The sequence below is a fragment of the Brucella rhizosphaerae genome (assembly GCF_002252475.1).
GTDB lineage: Bacteria > Pseudomonadota > Alphaproteobacteria > Rhizobiales > Rhizobiaceae > Brucella > Brucella rhizosphaerae.
Map to the genome: position 1 here is coordinate 209,510 of NZ_NNRK01000029.1, position 16,450 is coordinate 225,959.

Below are 16,450 nucleotides of genomic sequence, written 5' to 3' on the forward strand. Positions count from 1 at the left end.
TTGTTTGTAATTACTGAACTATAAGTGTGCGTCCAACCGAACGATAATCGAGCCCGGTACCGGCCATATCATCGGCCTTATAGACATTGCGCAGATCAATCAGCACATTGCCATCCATCACGCCTGCAACGCGCTTGAGATCAAGTGCACGATAGGCATTCCACTCGGTGAGGAGTGCAACGACGCCTGCACCCTTGGCTGCTTCATAGGCCGAGCTGCACCATGTCACGTCCGGCAAAACAGACTTTGCAGCTTCCATCGCCTCTGGATCATGGGCGCGAACCGAAATCCCTGCCTTCTGAATAACGGCAATTATATCAAGCGACGGAGATTCACGAATATCATCTGTGTTCGGCTTGAAAGCGACACCTAGCACGGCAACGGTTTTGGTGCCGCTCTCATGAGCCGCTGCAACGATGCGCTCTGCCATTGCTTGCTTGCGTAATTCATTGACCGAGATCACTTCCTCGATCAACGACTGCGGCGCATCGTACTTTTTGCCGGTTGCGGCGAAAGCCCGTGTATCTTTCGGGAAGCAGGAACCACCGAACCCCGGGCCAGCATGGAGGAACTTTGAACCGATGCGGTTGTCCATGCCAATTGCGCGAGCGACTTCCTGCACATTGCCGCCGGTTTTCTCACAAAGATCGGCAACCTGATTGATAAAGGTCACTTTCATCGCAAGAAATGCGTTTGCAGCATATTTGATGATTTCTGCATTTTCCAACGATGTGATCACCATTGGTGTTTCACGCAAGTAGAGCGGACGATAAAGCCGCTGCATGGCAGCCTTGCCACGCTCGTCATCAACGCCCACGACAACGCGATCGGGACGCATGAAGTCTTCAATTGCTGAACCTTCCCGCAGGAATTCAGGGTTCGAGACCATTGAAAATTCAACATCTGGACGCGCGAGAGCAATACGATCACGAATACGCGCATTGGTGCCGACAACGACGGTCGACTTGATAACAACCACTGCACCCGGCTTCATAGCCGCAGCAATTTCATCGGCAGCCGCTTCGATATATTGCAGATCCGCTTCACCATCGCCGCGTCGCGAGGGCGTGCCGACGGCAATCAGGATCACATCGGCATCCGCAACGCTGCTCACCAGATCAGTGCTGAATTCCAGCCTTCCATCACGGATGTTTCGCGCCATAAGCTCATCAAGCCCCGGTTCGAAAATCGTGACTTTGCCCGCAGTCAGCCGTTCGATGATCGACGGGTTCTTGTCGACACATGTGACGTGAAAGCCGAATTCGGCAAAACACACGCCCGAAACCAGACCCACATAGCCCGTTCCGATCATCGCCAGTTTCATATGTTCAGTCCTTCAAATTAGCTTACAGCCACTTATCATAATCCGACACCAGGAGATGTACCGGCTTCTCGTTTTCTTCAATATTGGAGAAGCGCCCGATTGGCTCGCGGAAAATATTGTCCGTCAGATCGTCATTGACCGTCGACACCTCGCCGATCAGCACGTCACCGCCCTCACCCCAGAACGCATGCCAGTTGCCTGGCAGGAGTGTTACGCTTTCACCGGGCTGCAATTTAAGATGCGCGCCAGCTTTCTGCGTAACCAGACGGCCATCTGTCGCAACAGTCACATCAGTTTCTTCATCAACACTGCCATCAGCGCGCGAATTGAAAAGTTCCAGTACCAGCGTGCCACCACCACGATTGATGATGTCTTCTGCCTTCACCACATGGCGATGCATGGGTGAAATCTGATTCTTGCGCGAAATCATGATTTTTTCGGCATAAAGCATGCCGCCGCCGCGCTTCAGATCTTCGGCATTGCCGTTGCGTGTGGTGAAGAGAAACAGGCCCAGATCAGCAAATTTACCCTGACCGTAATCAGTAATGTCCCAACCAAGACGACCGTCGAGAATCGCTTTGGCATCACTTGAGGTGTGCTTTTTCAGCTCTTCCGGCGACCAATAGGCAAACGGCGGCATCACATAACCAAAGGAGCGAATGAAAGCGTCGCTCTCGCGGATGATCTCGTTAATTTCGGAACGTTTCATGGCCTCTGAGCCTCCCATGGAATGAAACCAGCTATCTTTATTCTTGCATGCCTTTATCGGAACACCCGTTCCCGCTCTACCGCAACATGCTTTGGCTGTTTGGTAACTGCCTTTTTGACCTCTTGGCAATCCCACAAGAGAGACTCTCACACAATTGCGAAGTCCAGCATCATTCTCAGCGCGTCATTTTAGCGTGTCGTCTTTACGCGAAAATCATGTCGCATCCCAATGCGCGTTTAGAACATTTCAATGATTGAATCATGACAACGGAAGCTGGTCTGAACATCAGCGAATGAACGGACAAGCCGTTGAGATAACGGGGAAAGCCGTGCTTCCGGAAGACAGTGGGAACAGTAGGTCGAGCAAACGTCGCTGAGAGAACAGCGCCAGCACGATCTTGATACGGACACAAAGGTTCGATTCTATGGACGTTCGCAACGAAATGCTGGGGCTTTTGACCGGGCGCGACCCAAATTTCAGCCTGGAGCAGAAGTTTTACACTGATCCTGACTTTCACAAGCTGGATCTGGAAAACATCTTCTATCGCGACTGGCTGTTTGTCGGCCATGACTGCGAACTGCCAAAGACCGGCTCCTACATGACGGTGCAGGTTGGCGCTTACCCTGTTCTGATCGTGCGTGATGCACAGGGCGGAATCCGGGCTTTCCACAATTCCTGCCGTCATCGTGGCTCACGCATTTGCTCCGCTGAAAAAGGCACGGCTGCAAAGCTCGTTTGCCCTTATCACCAATGGACCTATGAACTTGACGGTCGTCTTCTCTTTGCGCGTCAGGTTGGCCACGATTTCAAGCCGGCCGAATATGGACTGAAGCACGTTCATTGCGAGACCGTTGCAGGCTACATCTATGTTTGCCTTGCTGATGAAGCACCTGATTTCGACAGCTTCCGTGCGTTAGTCGAGCCTTATCTCGCTCCACACAATATCAAGGAAGCCAAGGTCGCCTTTGAGAGTTCCATCATCGAGAAGGGCAATTGGAAGCTCGTCTGGGAAAACAACCGCGAGTGCTATCATTGTGCTGCCAATCACCCGGAGCTTTGCCGCACCTATCCCGAAGCGCCCAGTGCAACAGGCGTTCAAGGTGTGATGGAAGATCCGGAAATCAACCAGCTCTGGAAGAATTGCGCCTCGATCGGTCTGCCTGCAGAATTCAATATGTCGGAAGACGGTCGTTATCGCATCACCCGCATTCCACTGCTGCGCGATGCGGTTAGCTACACCATGTCGGGAAAACCTGCCGTCAGGAAATCTCTGAGCGATCAGGTTTCAGGCAATACCAATATCGGCGCCATGCTGCTCTTCAACTATCCGTCCACATGGAACCACCTGATGGTCGATCATGCCATCTCCTTCCGCGTGCTGCCAATCAGTGCCGAAGAAACGATGGTTACGACCAAATGGCTGGTCCACAAGGATGCCGTTGAAGGCGTCGACTATGATCTTGATGAGCTGACACATGTCTGGATTCAGACCAACGATCAGGATCGTCAGATCGTGGAAGAGAATGCAGTCGGCATTCGATCGCCCGCTTACCAGCCCGGCCCCTATTCGGTCGAGCATGAAGGCGGCGTGATGCAGTTCCTCGAATGGTACACCAACACCATCACGCCTCGCCTGAAAGGCGAAGCCGCAAAGCTTAGCCGCGTAGCCTAGAGCGCCGTGCGCCCTCTTGGGCGCACAAAGGTCGCTCTAACAGATTAAATTTGCTGCATAATTTTACCTTAAACTGATTCAAGCTTAAGGAATTATGCAGTAAATAAACTGCAATAGAGAAGTGAGAAGGCCATGCAGCCTCTGAAATATCTGGACGAGATGCTGCCGTGGAACGACAGGTTGCAGATGCTGCAATGCATCTCGGCCATCGAAGAAGCGCCGGACGTCATGACCTTCTCCTTCAAGACACAAGACGACAACTGGTTTCGCTATACGCCGGGACAGTTCATCACGCTCGAACTACCAATCGAACGGTCTGATGGGCTTGGGCCGGTTTTGCGCACCTATACGCTGTCATCCACACCTTCACGGCCCTACCATATCTCGATCACGGTCAAGGCGCAGAAAGACAGCATTGGCACCCGCTGGATGCTTGATAATCTGCGTCCACCGATGACGATCAAGGCCTATGGCCCGAATGGTGACTTTTCGCTCGCCAATCATCCAAGCGAGAAGTATCTCTTCGTCTCAGCTGGCTCCGGCATCACGCCTATGGTGTCAATGACGCGCTGGCTTTTCGATTGTGCACCGGCAACGGATGTCGCTTTTATTAATTGCGCGCGCACACCCGATGACATCATCTTCCGGAAGGAACTGGAACTTCTTTCCGGCCGCATGGAAGCCATGCATCTTGCTTTTATCGTGGAGCAATCTTCTGCACGCCATGTCTGGCTTGGACTTCATGGCCGCATCGACCGCGCACGTCTGGAACTACTGGCGCCTGACTTTCTGCATCGCAAAGTGTTCTGCTGTGGACCGGAGCCGTTCATGAACGGTGTCCGCGGCCTGCTGGAGCAATCCGGCTTCGATATGTCCAACTATCATCAGGAGAGCTTTCAGCCTGCGACCGAAATTTCCGCAGTTCCGGTGCCATCGTCACTCGCAGCACCAACCAGCGCGCCAACCGCCCCGATTGCACCCGCGGTGGCCCCTGCAAGCGTTGTCTTCAGTCTTTCCGGTGTCGAAGTGGAATGCACCGAAAACGACACCATCCTGCTCGCAGCCCGCAATGGCGGATTGAAAATCCCCAGCGCCTGTGAATTCGGCATTTGCGGCACCTGCAAAGTCAAATGTATCGGCGGTGAGACCGAGATGACGCATAATGGTGGCATTCGCGATGACGAAATCGCTGAAGGCTACATTCTCGCGTGTTGTAGCCGCCCGCGTGGTCGTGTCGAAATTGATGCTTAATTAAGCTTTCTTGAGAAACTCTGTTCGCAGCACGAGGCCTTTGACCTGCTTGGTGCTGCAATCGACCTCATCTGGATTACCGGTCAGACGAATGCCTTTGACCAGCGTACCGCGCTTGAGTGTCGTTGAGGTGCCTTTGACCTTCAAATCCTTGATGAGCGTAACGGAATCGCCGTCGTTAAGCTCAGTTCCGTTACTGTCGCGTGTGATTTCATCAGTCATTTTTATCCCTGCCTGTAGCTAAAGAACGATGTCGGTAGCACCAAAGACAATGTAATACCAGAACGCGGATATTTGCTGGTATGGGCCTGCACTGCTAATTATAGTTACGTGAAAGCAGTCAGGAGCATTTTATGATCGGTCATGCCCTTCTCGTCGTCGATATCCAGAATGATTTCTGTCCCGGTGGGGCACTTGCGGTCGATAAAGGCGATGAAATTTTGCCTGCAATCAACCGGCTGATCGACGAGAGCGAACACGTCATTCTGACACAGGACTGGCACCCGGCAGGTCATTCCAGCTTTGCAACAAGCCATCCCGGTAAGAAGCCTTTCGACACAATCGATATGGCGTATGGCCCACAGACATTATGGCCGGAACACTGCGTACAGGGCACACATGGCGCAGAATTTCATCCAGACCTGCAATGGACCCGTGCGCAGCTGGTTATCCGTAAAGGGTTTCGTATCGGCGTCGACAGTTATTCATCGTTTTTCGAAAACGACCACCAGACCCCCACGGGCCTCGCCGGATACCTGCGTGAGCGCAACATTGGATCGCTTACCATTGTGGGCTTGGCGACAGATTTCTGCGTGGCTTACTCCGCGCTGGACGCCGTTTCACACGGCTTTCAGGTGCGTGTTCGGCTTGATGCCTGTCGCGGCATCGATATCGGCGGCTCGATGAATGTCATGCTGGAAAAAATGCAAAAGGCGGGCGTTGAACTCATCACAGCATCGGCCCAAAAATCGGAATCGTTTTTTTGAAAGCACGATGCGTGGATTCAATAGTTTAGAACATCCTTCGTGCGCCCAAGCGGGCGCACGGCGCTCTAACGAACCCGCCCTTGCCGCTCATTTACTCTGATTATTTCTGCAATTCACCATCAGGCATGACGACATAGATCAACACGGCAATGATGGTGATGAAGAAGCGGAACGCCGATTCAATACCGTTCCATGTGGATGACATCCACATGCCGAACCATTCGCCACCAATCGACATGAAGCCAACCTGCCAGACGAGAAAGCCCAATGAAAGACCGGCAATCGCCCATTTCTTGGAGTGATTGAAACTACCTGCATCTCCACTCAGGCGACCAAGCATTGCGAAAGCGCCGATCCAGCAAAGGATCGCCGTCACAGTCTCAGCAGCGATGATCAAAATATAACCGGCATTATGCAGGACATTGCTATCAATAGCGCGATATTTGATCGTCGCATCTGGGAATATCGTATCCATGAGCAGAACATGCTGCACGAATGCAAAATTGCTGCCGTAATCGGTGATATTGCCAAAAGAAACGAGTGTCGCGAAGAAAGCGATTGCCGCAACGAATGCGGTTTTGCTCAAACGAGTAACGACCATGGAAGACCCCTCTCCAAAAAAGCCGCAGCCGCAACCTTCCGAGGTCGCGGCATAAACAGATACGCTCCGGCGATAGCGCCATGAGTGCATCAAAGCGCGCGAACTCTTTCGATTCCGTCAATAGCCAACAAAAAAGGCGGCTCAAAGCCGCCCTTCTTATGTTTTGACACAGAAGATCAATGCAAAGCAGCCTCATCGGCCTCCTTTTGCCACTCCGGATTCTTCTTATTGTAGCGGATGGACGACATCAGTGAGAGACCGATCAATACCGCACCGATCAAGCCGGTGATGACTTCCGGAATATGGAACAGCGTCTGAACGTACATGATCACGGCCAGCACCAGAATGGCGTAGAATGCGCCATGTTCCAGATAACGATATTGGCCAAGTGTCTTTCGTTCGACCAGCATGATGGTCAGTGATCGTACATAGAACGCACCGATACCAAGGCCGATCGCAATGACGAAGAGATTGGTCGTCAGTGCAAAGGCACCAATCACACCATCAAACGAAAAGCTGGCATCCAGCACTTCAAGATAGATGAAGGCACCAAGACCGCCGCGATGCACCATATCTACCTGCTCCTGCGAGGCGTCCAAAACCTCACCCAGGCCTTCAACTGCCAGAAAGGTCAGCAGACCGAAAAGTGCCGCGACCAGAAAAGTGTGCGAATGCTCGGCATCCAACTGGTAGGAGAAGAACAGGATCAGCGCGATGGCAACACCGATCTCAACACCCTGAACCGATGCGAATTTCGACATGCGGCTCTCGATAATCTTGACCCAATGAATGTCTTTTTCGACATCAAAGAAATATTTCATCCCCACCATCAGCAGGAACGTGCCGCCAAATGCCGCAATACCCGTATGGGATTCAGCGATCACTCGCGCATATTCGTTCGGCTGCCATATGGCGAGTTTCAGCGCAGAAATCGGATCTGTCCACATGGCAACAGCAACGATCGCCAGTGGGAAAATGATACGCATGCCGAAAACGGCGATGATAATACCCCAGGTCAAAAACCGATGCTGCCATTCCGGCGTCATATCGCGCAAAATGCGGGCATTAACGATTGCATTATCGAATGAGAGGGAGATTTCAAGCACGCTCAACACGGCACAAATGATGAAGACCGAAACCATGCCTCCGATCGTGCCAGTTGTCGAATATCCAAGCCAGAGAGCGCAGAGGAGTCCAATGACCGTGAAAAATGCAGGCCAAACAAAATACTTATAAGTGGTCATCACAAACCATCTGTTTTTTATGTTTATGAGGCAGGCTGAACTACCGGCCCGGCAACTCGTCGGCCCGACGACGCCATTCCTGCGGCGCAATAGCTTATGTAAGAAGCGGGCAGAGCGGGAACAAGGAAGATCGTGGCCAAATTTTGTTCACGAAAAAAAGCACGGCTCAAGATATCGTGATCGATTGAGGGGCTATAGCCCTCAGCAAAAAGTCACATGGCAATTACCACGAGTTGTCATAGAGTTATCACAAGAGCGTTTCCGGAAAACTATGGAGCGCTTGGCGTGGAATGAAATGCTCATCTGGGATTGAGAGGTAGACTGCGATGATAACAGGACCGCAATGCCGCGCTGCACGTGCACTGGTGGAATTCACACGGGAACGGCTGGCCCAGCTCTCAGGCATCAATGCTGAAACAATCGAGCATTTTGAGCGGAAGATTGGCGCCCCGTCTGATGAACAGGTCAAGCTTTTACAAGATACGCTCGAAAAAGTCGGCGCGCAGTTCATCTGGGAGAATGGTGGCGGAATTGGCGTCCGGCTGAAATTCAACCGCTCGGAAGCAAAGCGTATCGCAAACATGGAAAATGAAGGTGGCGTCGTCGGCTACGATGACGTGCCCTGAAACGTGCAAAGGGCGACCTTTCGGGTCGCCCTCTGTTTCAAATAATTCGCGGCTTATTTTTTCTCGATAAGCGAGGCAGGCTCAAGTTTCGGCTGCATCTGAATAGTGACCATGTCTTTGGCATCAAGATCAAGATCCTTGAAAGCAATACTGCGCAGAACCGGGTCATCATAAGTTTTGACGTAAAAAACGAGATTCTTCAGATCACCGATAGTGCTCCACTGAGTATATTCAAGTGGCTCGCCCGGTGCTTCGATCCAGCCTTTCGGGATATCGAAGTTGTTCAAGATATGCTCTGCGAGCCGTACACTTTCGGGGCCGCTTGCAACCGGCTTGGCTGATAAAGCCAAAGCGCTCGCCCGCACAAACCGGGAAGGAGGTGTCGTATCTCCTGGTATGCCGAGCATGCCCGAACCACCGCCCAGAGGCTTGAGTTCAACACCCAGAATTTTCACTGGCTTGGCATTGTTCGGAGAAAGCTTGACGTAGTTTCGCAGATTGGTCATGTGCCAATCAAATGAAGGCGAATTGGTCATCACGCCAAGCGTATTATCATAAACCTTCAGCTTGCCATCGATCGGTTCAATCACAATCGAAGCGCCAGTTGCATCATGCAGCGTGTAATGCAGCGGCGGTGCAATACCCATGTTCTTCTGAACCACGGTCACGACAGAAATGTCGTTCATGGCATCTTTCACTTCCGCAACTGTCGCAAAATTCGTCAGTGCCCAGGTCAAGAAATCCCATGGCGCAAGACTTTTGTCTGCCTGTGCATCTGCCGGGTCGGTGTAAGCAGCAAAATCCGGGAAATAGAGAACGCCACCTGTCAGACCTTTTTCGTTCATTCCATCAGCAAGGGCGGTAACACCGAAAGCGTTCATGCCGACGGCTGCATACTTGGCTTTCCAGGTCTTGGCAGCCTTGCCATCTGCAGGAGTAGCCGAAATCTCAAAATTGCGTGGAAGTACGATCATTTGTGAATCGATAGGGAACGCAAACTCCATCGTGCGTCCATAGACGATGCTTCCATCCGTGGTAGGCAATACAAAGCTCGTGCAGGCCTGCGCCGCCTGAGGGACGATGAGCGCCGAAGCAAGTGCCGCAATTGCTGCGCTGCGAGCCAGCACCCGACACGAGGACTTCCAGATAGACCAGTTCTTATGCATGATAACCTCATCAAAAAATCAGTTGTCTGGATTGATAAAATGCAGCCATTTAGGGAGCTTAGCCACATCTCGGAAGCCAGAAACATTTATTAATCCAATCGCAGACGAATAGAACGGTCGCCTCCAAGCAAAGTCAACACACAAAACCTCTGTATTATCTTCATTTTTCCGTTTATTTATTGCCATGATTAACATAATCGTTGATTATGCCTTTAAAGGTCCTGTCTTTTATATGTTTCTAAATTAGATTTCGAGGGAACAACGCTGTGATCAGAAACAATTCTCGCTCCGATAGCAAACATTTACTGAATACTACTTTTAGAAATATTATATTAGCTACTACTTTTATAATGGCGACGGCGGGCGCAACTCACGCGGCAGACATTATCGCTCCTACTTCTGTACAGACAGACATTCAGGATCAACAGCGCTGGCGTGTTATCTTCAGCCCTTATGTCTGGGGAGCATCCCTGACCGGCAAAGCGGGCCTTCTCGGTTTGAACACGAATGTCGATGTACCGTTCAAGGACATTCTCGAGAATCTCGACATGAGCTTTATGGGCAATATCGAAGTCACAAACGGCACTTACGGCGTTTATTTTGATGGTCAGTATACCAAAACCAGTCAGGACGCCGATATTCGCGACGAGCAGCTCGACATGGACATCAAGTCGACGACGCTTTCGGGTGGTGTCTATTATCGCCTCTATGAGCAACAACTGGAAGGCACCACGCTTTTCGGCAGGCAACGCGTTTTCGCCATTGAGCCCACCGTCGGTGTGCGCTGGACTCAGATCAAGGCACAGGTCAACGTTGGACCATACAGTGCGTCCCGGAAAGCGGATTGGACTGACCCATTCATTGGAACCCGCGTCTTCTACGACATCAATGATCGCTGGAACATTTTCGCGGAAGCCGACATCGGGGGCTTCGGTGCAGGCACAAAGCTCAGCGCCAATGGCCAGATCTATCTCGGCTATCGTACTTTGATCTTTGATGTTCCGACCACATGGCGCGTGGGCTATCGCGCGCTCTATCAAGACTATCGTGACAATGATAGCGTCGAGAAATTCAAATATGACGTGACACAGCACGGTCCGGTGATCGGTCTTTCCGTCCAGTTCTAATCTTGCTCGTTACGCCTGCGATTGACAAACTGCCAATTAAGCCGCTGGAGTTTTCCGGCGGCTTTTGCTTTTACTGCTGGAATAAAATGACTGTTCACCCGGATGAAACAGTAGTTGTTTGTTTATCAAGAAATAATCTATCGCCATTTCAAGCTTGCAAGATTGCGCGTTATGGCCTCAACTCACTGAACAGGCTTGATGATTTTGGTAAAAAGCCATTGGCGGAGATGGATTTTTTTATCATACGCTGCGGTTGGTGGGGCATTGGCGCGAGATGACATATATATTCGAACTATCCGTCTATCTTTCTTTTGTGACTTTCGCGATCCTCGGTGCAGGCATTTATTTTGTCGGCCGTGTTGCACTTCACCTCCTGTCCCGCCACGCCAATCATGACATTCTATCCATCCCAATTGGCGCCTTCATCGGCACTATTGCGACAGCTTGGGCACTTTCACTGGGATTTGTTGCTGCTGACATATGGACTGCCAATTCAAAAGCCGATCAGGCGACAAGTGAAGAACGATCCTCGATCTCACGCCTTATTGGTGCAGCAAGCCCGGACATTCTGAATGCCCCCGTGCTTGTGACGTCGCTTTCCGAATATCGCACTGCCGTCGTCGAAGACGAATGGCTTAAAAACAGCAATATCTTGCCTGTACACTCCGTCGAAGTTGCATTGCAAAATATAAGGCGCGAGATTGTCAAGCTCGCAAAGACAGACATCCCGTCACCGATAATATCGCAACTCGTACACGACTTCGATGAATTGCAGGACGCCCGCAATACGCGTCTGTCTGTGGGTTCGACATCAGTTGATATGTACAAGTGGTATCTGCTGTTTTCGCTGACAATATTAACGATCATCACCATCGCAGCCACACATGCGGACAGAGTAAGCGCTGCTATCAAAGCCATGGTAATCTATTCGATCACAGCCGCATTCTGTTTATGGATTCTTGCAATTCATGCCAATCCTTATCAGGGGATAGAGCGTCTCGAACCGTCATTGCTTTTCACAAACCAGAAATCGAGTTGATATTGCGAATTAGACCGCTTTCGATAGCCATCACAGCACTGACGCTCTTTGCAGCGATGCCAAAGGCGGAAGCTCAAACCTTCCGTGTCTGCCACGGCTACGAGTGCTACTATCGAACGAAGGTAACGTTATCAGCTCAGGATCTGCGCCGCGTTCAAAGCCTCATGCAGCACGGCGCTCAGTCGCCAGCAGCCGAACGTAAAGCCCTGAGAGCAGCAATCGCATTGTTTGAACAACGCAGTACAGCTGCCATCGGTGTTCGTGACAAGCCGCGCATGCAGTTTGGTAAGGCACGGATCAAGGGGCAGATGGACTGTATCGATGAATCAACCAATACGGACAATTTCATCCGGTATCTGGACTCTCGCGGTTGGTTGAAACATCATTCTCCAGCGCGCAAAACCACGCGCGGCAGCTTCTTCGATGGCCGCTATCCTCACTGGACAGCGGTTATTGAGGCAAAGGATGGTGAGCGTTGGGCAGTCGATTCCTGGTATGAAGCGGGCGGCGGACCGCCCGATATCATGCCATTTGCTGAATGGAAGCGCCGTGGCTATGGCGGCGAAAGATAATCCGGATAAAGCGCTTCAGATGAAGTCATCTAACGAAGCGCTCCAGCATGAAGCTCATGCATGAAAATGTGTAGGCCGTTTCAACTAGGGGATTACCTATGACTATTCTGAAAAAGTCCTTTGCAGCTGCATGCACCAGCGCTCTTGTCGCTGTCAGCATGCTTGCCGCGCCTGTCGCCGAAGCCTGTACACGCGTGGTCTATCTTGGCGCCAGTGATCAGGTAATTACCGCCAGGTCGATGGACTGGAAGGTCGATGTTGGCACCAATCTATGGATTTTCCCGCGCGGTATGGACCGCAGCGGAGAAGCTGGGCCAAACTCCATCAAATGGACGTCCAAATATGGCAGCGTGATCTCTTCGGGCTATGATATTTCGACGACCGACGGAATGAACGAAGCTGGCCTTGTTGCCAATGTTCTGTGGCTGGTGGAATCCGAATATCCGAAATATGACGGCACAGGCCCCGGTCTGTCTATCGCAGCCTGGGCGCAATATGTGCTCGACAATTTTGCCACTGTAGACGAAGCTGTCAAAGAACTGAGCAAAAATCCATTCACAATCGTGACTGACAACGTGCCGGGCGAAACCAGGCTCGCAACACTGCACCTGTCCATATCGGATGCTTCGGGAGACAGTGCGATCGTCGAATATATCGATGGAAAGCAGGTCATTCATCATAGCCGCGACTATCAGGTTATGACCAATTCACCAACATTCAACGAGCAGCTTGCCCTTCACTCTTACTGGTCCCAAATCGGCGGAACCGTCATGTTGCCGGGTACAAACCGGGCATCGGACCGCTTCACACGTGCTGCATTCTATATAAACGCTATACCTAAATCCGAGGAGCCTGTGGAGGCTCTTGCGAGCGTTTTCGGCGTCATTCGTAACGCATCAGTGCCATTCGGCATCACGACACCGAATGAGCCAAACATCTCCTCCACACGCTGGCGCACAGTTTCAGACCAGAAGCGTAAACTCTATTTCTTTGAATCCGCTCTGACGCCGAATATTTTCTGGGTCGATCTGAAAGCGATAGACTTCTCGGCCGACAAGGGAAAAGTGCAGAAACTCGACCTTGGTCCGGATCAGCGCAATATTTTTTCCGGTGTTGTGAACAAGGATTTCAAAGACGCAGCGCCCTTCAAATTCCTGGGGCTCTGACAATCGTTCAATAAAATCTGAAACCAATCTGCATCCGGCGCGTTAACTAATCACAACAACCAGAACGGAGGAAATCCAATGGACTGGAATCGCGTAGAAGGCAATTGGAAGCAGACTAAGGGTAAGATCAAGGAACAGTGGGGCAAGCTCACTGACGACGATCTGGACCAGATCAATGGTCGCCGCGAGCAGTTGGAAGGCAAGATTCAGGAACGCTACGGCATCGAAAAGGACCGCGCAAAGTCCGACATCGATGACTGGTATAAACACCAGAAGTGGCTTTCCTAACGAAGCGCTGTAATTTGACATGCCGAATGAAGCCCTGCTCCGTAGCAGGGCTTCATTCTTTTATATGCCTCTCACGTTCAGCAGCGGTCAACGCGCTGAAGTGATGCAGACAATCCCATCAGCGAAAATGTGTAGCGTGTTTGCGTACCGCGCACCGATGTAGCCTGCACATTCACCGTGCGGCCTGACCGCATGGCACTTACGATACGCGCCTCGTCGCCGACATTCTGCGCCCATGCTCTGTTGCCCTCGCTGAAGAACGGAAATTGCGCGCCATCAATCATGACCTTTACGGCGCTGTCCGCTTTCAGGTTATATCCCATAACAAGCTGGGGGCTGTAGCTCGCACCAGACTTGGAGATAATAATGAAGTTATCACCATGCTGAACACCTGCCGGAAGGAAACTCGACGGCACAGTCAAAGCATAGCACTTGTTTCCGGGTAGCTGGGTGTTCTGGTAAACACCCCAATCCCTGAACTCACCAATATGACTTGTTTTAGCCGAAGCCGCGAGAGAACTCGCCACCAACCCTGCAAGCGCCAACGCAACAGTGGTTGTCTTTTTAGTCATTGCCTGAAACCTCCATAATGTCACCAATCACGTGGCATAAAAAATTGTTTCATTGCGTTACTATTTCCTTAACAGACTCCTAAAAACTTGTTGAACAGGAAAAATGGTCGCGGATACGTGAATTAAAAACATGAAAAACCCGCCTGGCGATTAAACCAGACGGGCTGCAACCTTGATACATCTGGGAGCGTCACTCTGGTTCAATCAGATCAAAGACGCCTGTAACCGGGGGATGCAAATGCCGGAATGAGACCACTAGAACCGGAACTGAAGACCCAGAGCGTATCCAATCTGATTTCCATCATCATGCCCAAAGCGTGCGTTGATTTCGCTGAACAAACCGACCTGTTCAGTGACGGCGAGCTGGGCACCCAACTGCGCACGACCAAAATCCTTATCGACATTGCCCAGATCAGCGATGCGTGCACCAGCAGTCCAAGTAAAGTTCTGGATAGATGTGTCATATCTAATACCGAGCCGTGCCTGCATCCAAGCGGTAGCCGCTTCAAAGTTGGCAGTTCCGCGATATCGTCCCGGATAATCATGAATTAGTTTATCGACCGTCTGACTGGCATATTGCCCGTAATCATAAGCAACAGCATCACTGGAAAATGATACGCCAGCAATCCCCGCAGCAACGGCTAAAGCACCTGCAACACCGGTAAATACCGAAGCTCATTTCAATTGTTTGCAATCAGACGCAATAATTCCTGCGGACTGACGCATGCCAGACCGCTGTCCCATTTTATAACCCACTGTGATTCCCATCTGTTTTTATAGTTCACATAGGAATTTCTAATTATGGAAATACAATGCGTCACGCCAATATAGGTGTTAATCAACACTTAAACTGGAGCCATACTCAATAATGACTGGGGAGATAGAAAACTGTTTCTCTGAAACCACCTAAAAGTGAGATGAGCTGAATTGCAGCAAACCGCTGCAAACAGAACATCGCACTTGTAGTAAAATGGTGGGCCCGGAGGGACTCGAACCCCCAACCAAGCGGTTATGAGCCGCCGGCTCTAACCAATTGAGCTACAGGCCCCACGCAATACAGCACCTACCCTAAAGAAAGACGGGACACAAGCTGTCAATTACACCAGTTGCCCTAATGCGCACATATTCGATTGTCATGCATGCAACTCAAGACACGATTCATCGAACTTGAAGCGTTAGGTTGCAATTTAACTGCGTTTCAAGTCAGATAGCGTGGCGTTTTGCTTTAGAGGGAACTTAAATACATTAACGACAAAGCAGAAATGGCCTCTCTTGGAGACTGCTTTGCACAAGCTACCTCAACATTCTCTACAGGAGATTTTATGAAGAACCGCGCTACTACCCTTCTTGCCACCTCATTTTCGGCAATCATGCTCGCAGGCGCACTTTCACTGCCAGCCGCAGCGCAGGAGAATCAGATGACGAAGCAGACCGCGCGTATTGCGGTGACCGGTGAAGGCAAGATGAACTCTGCCCCGGACATGGCTATTCTCAACCTCACAGTGTTGCGCGATGCAGAAACTGCACGCGAGGCGATGACGGCCAACAATGAAGCGATGGCCAAAGTACTGGATGCGATGAAGAAGGCTGGCGTTGAGGAGCGTGATCTCCAGACGAGCGGTGTCAACATTCAGCCGCGCTACGTCTATCCGGACGACAAGAACGGTCTGAAAGAGCCAAAGATCAGTGGTTACAGCGTTTCAAACAGTGTGACTGTCCGCGTGCGTGATCTGGCCAAGGTTGGCAATGTTCTTGATGAATCCGTAACGCTTGGCGTCAATCAGGGCGGCGATCTTACCTTCGTCAACGACAATCCTGCGGCCACAATCAACGAAGCGCGCAAGCGCGCCGTAGCAGACGCGATTGCCAAGGCTAAGACTCTTGCCGATGCAGCAGGCGTTGGTCTCGGTCGCGTCGTTGAAATCAACGAACAGAGCCGCCCACCTATGCCGATGCCAATCGCACGTCAGGCCAAGATGATGGCAGCTGCTGCACCCGAGGATTCAGTTCCAGTTGCAGCCGGTGAAAACAGCTATAATATCTCGGTCAACGTCGTGTTCGAAATCAAGGAATAACGACATCAAAAAGGGGCGATCATTCGCCCCTT

The 16,450-nt window shown here is 51.2% G+C and carries 19 protein-coding genes and 1 tRNA gene; 11 read left to right on the top strand and 9 right to left on the bottom strand.

Going from position 1 to position 16,450, the window contains the following annotated elements:
• Positions 1-10: 10 nt before the first annotated feature.
• Both CEV32_RS13720 and CEV32_RS13725 read right to left on the bottom strand, forming a co-directional pair.
• Positions 11-1,324, bottom strand: coding sequence for a UDP-glucose dehydrogenase family protein (locus CEV32_RS13720; RefSeq protein WP_094577671.1), 1,314 nt, complete (start codon positions 1,322-1,324; stop codon positions 11-13).
• Positions 1,325-1,346: 22 nt separating this feature from the next.
• Positions 1,347-2,033, bottom strand: a complete 687-nt coding sequence (locus tag CEV32_RS13725) for a D-lyxose/D-mannose family sugar isomerase (protein ID WP_094577672.1) — start codon at positions 2,031-2,033, stop codon at positions 1,347-1,349.
• 424 nt (positions 2,034-2,457) lie between these two features.
• Between CEV32_RS13725 and CEV32_RS13730 the strand changes: the two genes are divergently transcribed.
• Both CEV32_RS13730 and CEV32_RS13735 read left to right on the top strand, forming a co-directional pair.
• Complete coding sequence (locus CEV32_RS13730) at positions 2,458-3,705, top strand: aromatic ring-hydroxylating oxygenase subunit alpha (protein ID WP_094577673.1); 1,248 nt, start codon at positions 2,458-2,460, stop codon at positions 3,703-3,705.
• Positions 3,706-3,837: 132 nt separating this feature from the next.
• Positions 3,838-4,956 carry a hybrid-cluster NAD(P)-dependent oxidoreductase gene (locus CEV32_RS13735; RefSeq protein WP_094577674.1) on the top strand — a complete coding sequence of 373 codons (1,119 nt, stop codon included), beginning with the start codon at positions 3,838-3,840 and terminating at the stop codon, positions 4,954-4,956.
• Here the strand turns inward: CEV32_RS13735 and CEV32_RS13740 are convergent, their stop codons facing one another.
• Complete coding sequence (locus tag CEV32_RS13740) at positions 4,957-5,178, bottom strand: alkylphosphonate utilization protein (protein WP_094577675.1); 222 nt, start codon at positions 5,176-5,178, stop codon at positions 4,957-4,959.
• A 131-nt stretch (positions 5,179-5,309) separates the two neighbouring features.
• On the opposite strand from CEV32_RS13740, the gene pncA reads away from it, so the two are divergent.
• On the top strand, positions 5,310-5,942 hold the full coding sequence (gene pncA, locus CEV32_RS13745; protein WP_094577676.1) for a bifunctional nicotinamidase/pyrazinamidase: 633 nt from the start codon (positions 5,310-5,312) through the stop codon (positions 5,940-5,942).
• Positions 5,943-6,042: 100 nt separating this feature from the next.
• On the opposite strand, the gene CEV32_RS13750 is transcribed toward pncA, so the two are convergent.
• Both CEV32_RS13750 and CEV32_RS13755 read right to left on the bottom strand, forming a co-directional pair.
• On the bottom strand, positions 6,043-6,543 hold the full coding sequence (locus CEV32_RS13750; RefSeq protein WP_094577677.1) for a DUF2165 family protein: 501 nt from the start codon (positions 6,541-6,543) through the stop codon (positions 6,043-6,045).
• Between the two features lie 176 nt (positions 6,544-6,719).
• On the bottom strand, positions 6,720-7,787 hold the full coding sequence (locus CEV32_RS13755; RefSeq protein ID WP_094577678.1) for a DUF475 domain-containing protein: 1,068 nt from the start codon (positions 7,785-7,787) through the stop codon (positions 6,720-6,722).
• A gap of 326 nt (positions 7,788-8,113) precedes the next feature.
• Between CEV32_RS13755 and CEV32_RS13760 the strand changes: the two genes are divergently transcribed.
• Positions 8,114-8,413, top strand: a complete 300-nt coding sequence (locus CEV32_RS13760) for a helix-turn-helix domain-containing protein (protein ID WP_094577679.1) — start codon at positions 8,114-8,116, stop codon at positions 8,411-8,413.
• 53 nt (positions 8,414-8,466) lie between these two features.
• Here the strand turns inward: CEV32_RS13760 and CEV32_RS13765 are convergent, their stop codons facing one another.
• Positions 8,467-9,579: a linear amide C-N hydrolase gene (locus tag CEV32_RS13765; protein ID WP_094577680.1), complete on the bottom strand. Its 1,113-nt coding sequence runs from the start codon at positions 9,577-9,579 to the stop codon at positions 8,467-8,469.
• 266 nt (positions 9,580-9,845) lie between these two features.
• On the opposite strand from CEV32_RS13765, the gene CEV32_RS13770 reads away from it, so the two are divergent.
• The 6 genes from CEV32_RS13770 to CEV32_RS13790 all read left to right on the top strand — a co-directional run bounded on the left by CEV32_RS13770 (position 9,846) and on the right by CEV32_RS13790 (position 13,771).
• A complete protein-coding gene (locus CEV32_RS13770; RefSeq protein WP_094577681.1) occupies positions 9,846-10,706 on the top strand; it encodes a hypothetical protein in 861 nt (286 codons plus the stop codon).
• Between the two features lie 2 nt (positions 10,707-10,708).
• Positions 10,709-10,984 carry a hypothetical protein gene (locus CEV32_RS23450; RefSeq protein ID WP_143128829.1) on the top strand — a complete coding sequence of 92 codons (276 nt, stop codon included), beginning with the start codon at positions 10,709-10,711 and terminating at the stop codon, positions 10,982-10,984.
• On the top strand, positions 10,981-11,745 hold the full coding sequence (locus tag CEV32_RS13775) for a bestrophin-like domain (protein WP_094577878.1): 765 nt from the start codon (positions 10,981-10,983) through the stop codon (positions 11,743-11,745). Before CEV32_RS23450 ends, CEV32_RS13775 begins: the two co-directional genes overlap by 4 nt.
• A 2-nt stretch (positions 11,746-11,747) precedes the next feature.
• Complete coding sequence (locus CEV32_RS13780; RefSeq protein ID WP_235818821.1) at positions 11,748-12,317, top strand: hypothetical protein; 570 nt, start codon at positions 11,748-11,750, stop codon at positions 12,315-12,317.
• A 98-nt stretch (positions 12,318-12,415) separates the two neighbouring features.
• Entirely contained in the window at positions 12,416-13,483 is a 1,068-nt protein-coding gene (locus CEV32_RS13785; RefSeq protein ID WP_094577682.1) for a linear amide C-N hydrolase, read from the top strand.
• Positions 13,484-13,561: 78 nt separating this feature from the next.
• Positions 13,562-13,771 (top strand): CsbD family protein, encoded by a 210-nt coding sequence (locus CEV32_RS13790; protein WP_094577683.1) that lies wholly within the window; start codon positions 13,562-13,564, stop codon positions 13,769-13,771.
• Positions 13,772-13,848: 77 nt separating this feature from the next.
• Here the strand turns inward: CEV32_RS13790 and CEV32_RS13795 are convergent, their stop codons facing one another.
• The 3 genes from CEV32_RS13795 to CEV32_RS13805 all read right to left on the bottom strand — a co-directional run bounded on the left by CEV32_RS13795 (position 13,849) and on the right by CEV32_RS13805 (position 15,391).
• Positions 13,849-14,343, bottom strand: coding sequence for an invasion associated locus B family protein (locus tag CEV32_RS13795; RefSeq protein ID WP_094577684.1), 495 nt, complete (start codon positions 14,341-14,343; stop codon positions 13,849-13,851).
• Positions 14,344-14,598: 255 nt separating this feature from the next.
• Positions 14,599-14,832, bottom strand: a complete 234-nt coding sequence (locus tag CEV32_RS23835; RefSeq protein WP_094577685.1) for a hypothetical protein — start codon at positions 14,830-14,832, stop codon at positions 14,599-14,601.
• Positions 14,833-15,314: 482 nt separating this feature from the next.
• A tRNA-Ile gene (locus CEV32_RS13805) sits at positions 15,315-15,391 on the bottom strand.
• A 274-nt stretch (positions 15,392-15,665) separates the two neighbouring features.
• Between CEV32_RS13805 and CEV32_RS13810 the strand changes: the two genes are divergently transcribed.
• A complete protein-coding gene (locus CEV32_RS13810) occupies positions 15,666-16,418 on the top strand; it encodes an SIMPL domain-containing protein (protein ID WP_094577686.1) in 753 nt (250 codons plus the stop codon).
• Positions 16,419-16,450: the final 32 nt, after the last annotated feature.

Bases quoted from the DNA above. Each gene is read 5' to 3' on its own strand.
- CEV32_RS13725 (WP_094577672.1), bottom strand. From the start codon at position 2,033: ATGAAACGTTCCGAAATTAACGAGATCATCCGCGAGAGCGACGCTTTC.
- CEV32_RS13750 (WP_094577677.1), bottom strand. From the start codon at position 6,543: ATGGTCGTTACTCGTTTGAGCAAAACCGCATTCGTTGCGGCAATCGCT.
- CEV32_RS13730 (WP_094577673.1), top strand. From the start codon at position 2,458: ATGGACGTTCGCAACGAAATGCTGGGGCTTTTGACCGGGCGCGACCCA.
- CEV32_RS23835 (WP_094577685.1), bottom strand. From the start codon at position 14,832: ATGCAGGCACGGCTCGGTATTAGATATGACACATCTATCCAGAACTTT.
- CEV32_RS13790 (WP_094577683.1), top strand. From the start codon at position 13,562: ATGGACTGGAATCGCGTAGAAGGCAATTGGAAGCAGACTAAGGGTAAG.
- CEV32_RS13740 (WP_094577675.1), bottom strand. From the start codon at position 5,178: ATGACTGATGAAATCACACGCGACAGTAACGGAACTGAGCTTAACGAC.
- CEV32_RS13760 (WP_094577679.1), top strand. From the start codon at position 8,114: ATGATAACAGGACCGCAATGCCGCGCTGCACGTGCACTGGTGGAATTC.
- CEV32_RS13720 (WP_094577671.1), bottom strand. From the start codon at position 1,324: ATGAAACTGGCGATGATCGGAACGGGCTATGTGGGTCTGGTTTCGGGC.
- CEV32_RS13755 (WP_094577678.1), bottom strand. From the start codon at position 7,787: ATGACCACTTATAAGTATTTTGTTTGGCCTGCATTTTTCACGGTCATT.
- CEV32_RS13775 (WP_094577878.1), top strand. From the start codon at position 10,981: ATGACATATATATTCGAACTATCCGTCTATCTTTCTTTTGTGACTTTC.
- CEV32_RS13735 (WP_094577674.1), top strand. From the start codon at position 3,838: ATGCAGCCTCTGAAATATCTGGACGAGATGCTGCCGTGGAACGACAGG.
- CEV32_RS13810 (WP_094577686.1), top strand. From the start codon at position 15,666: ATGAAGAACCGCGCTACTACCCTTCTTGCCACCTCATTTTCGGCAATC.
- CEV32_RS13795 (WP_094577684.1), bottom strand. From the start codon at position 14,343: ATGACTAAAAAGACAACCACTGTTGCGTTGGCGCTTGCAGGGTTGGTG.
- CEV32_RS13785 (WP_094577682.1), top strand. From the start codon at position 12,416: ATGACTATTCTGAAAAAGTCCTTTGCAGCTGCATGCACCAGCGCTCTT.
- pncA (WP_094577676.1), top strand. From the start codon at position 5,310: ATGATCGGTCATGCCCTTCTCGTCGTCGATATCCAGAATGATTTCTGT.
- CEV32_RS13765 (WP_094577680.1), bottom strand. From the start codon at position 9,579: ATGCATAAGAACTGGTCTATCTGGAAGTCCTCGTGTCGGGTGCTGGCT.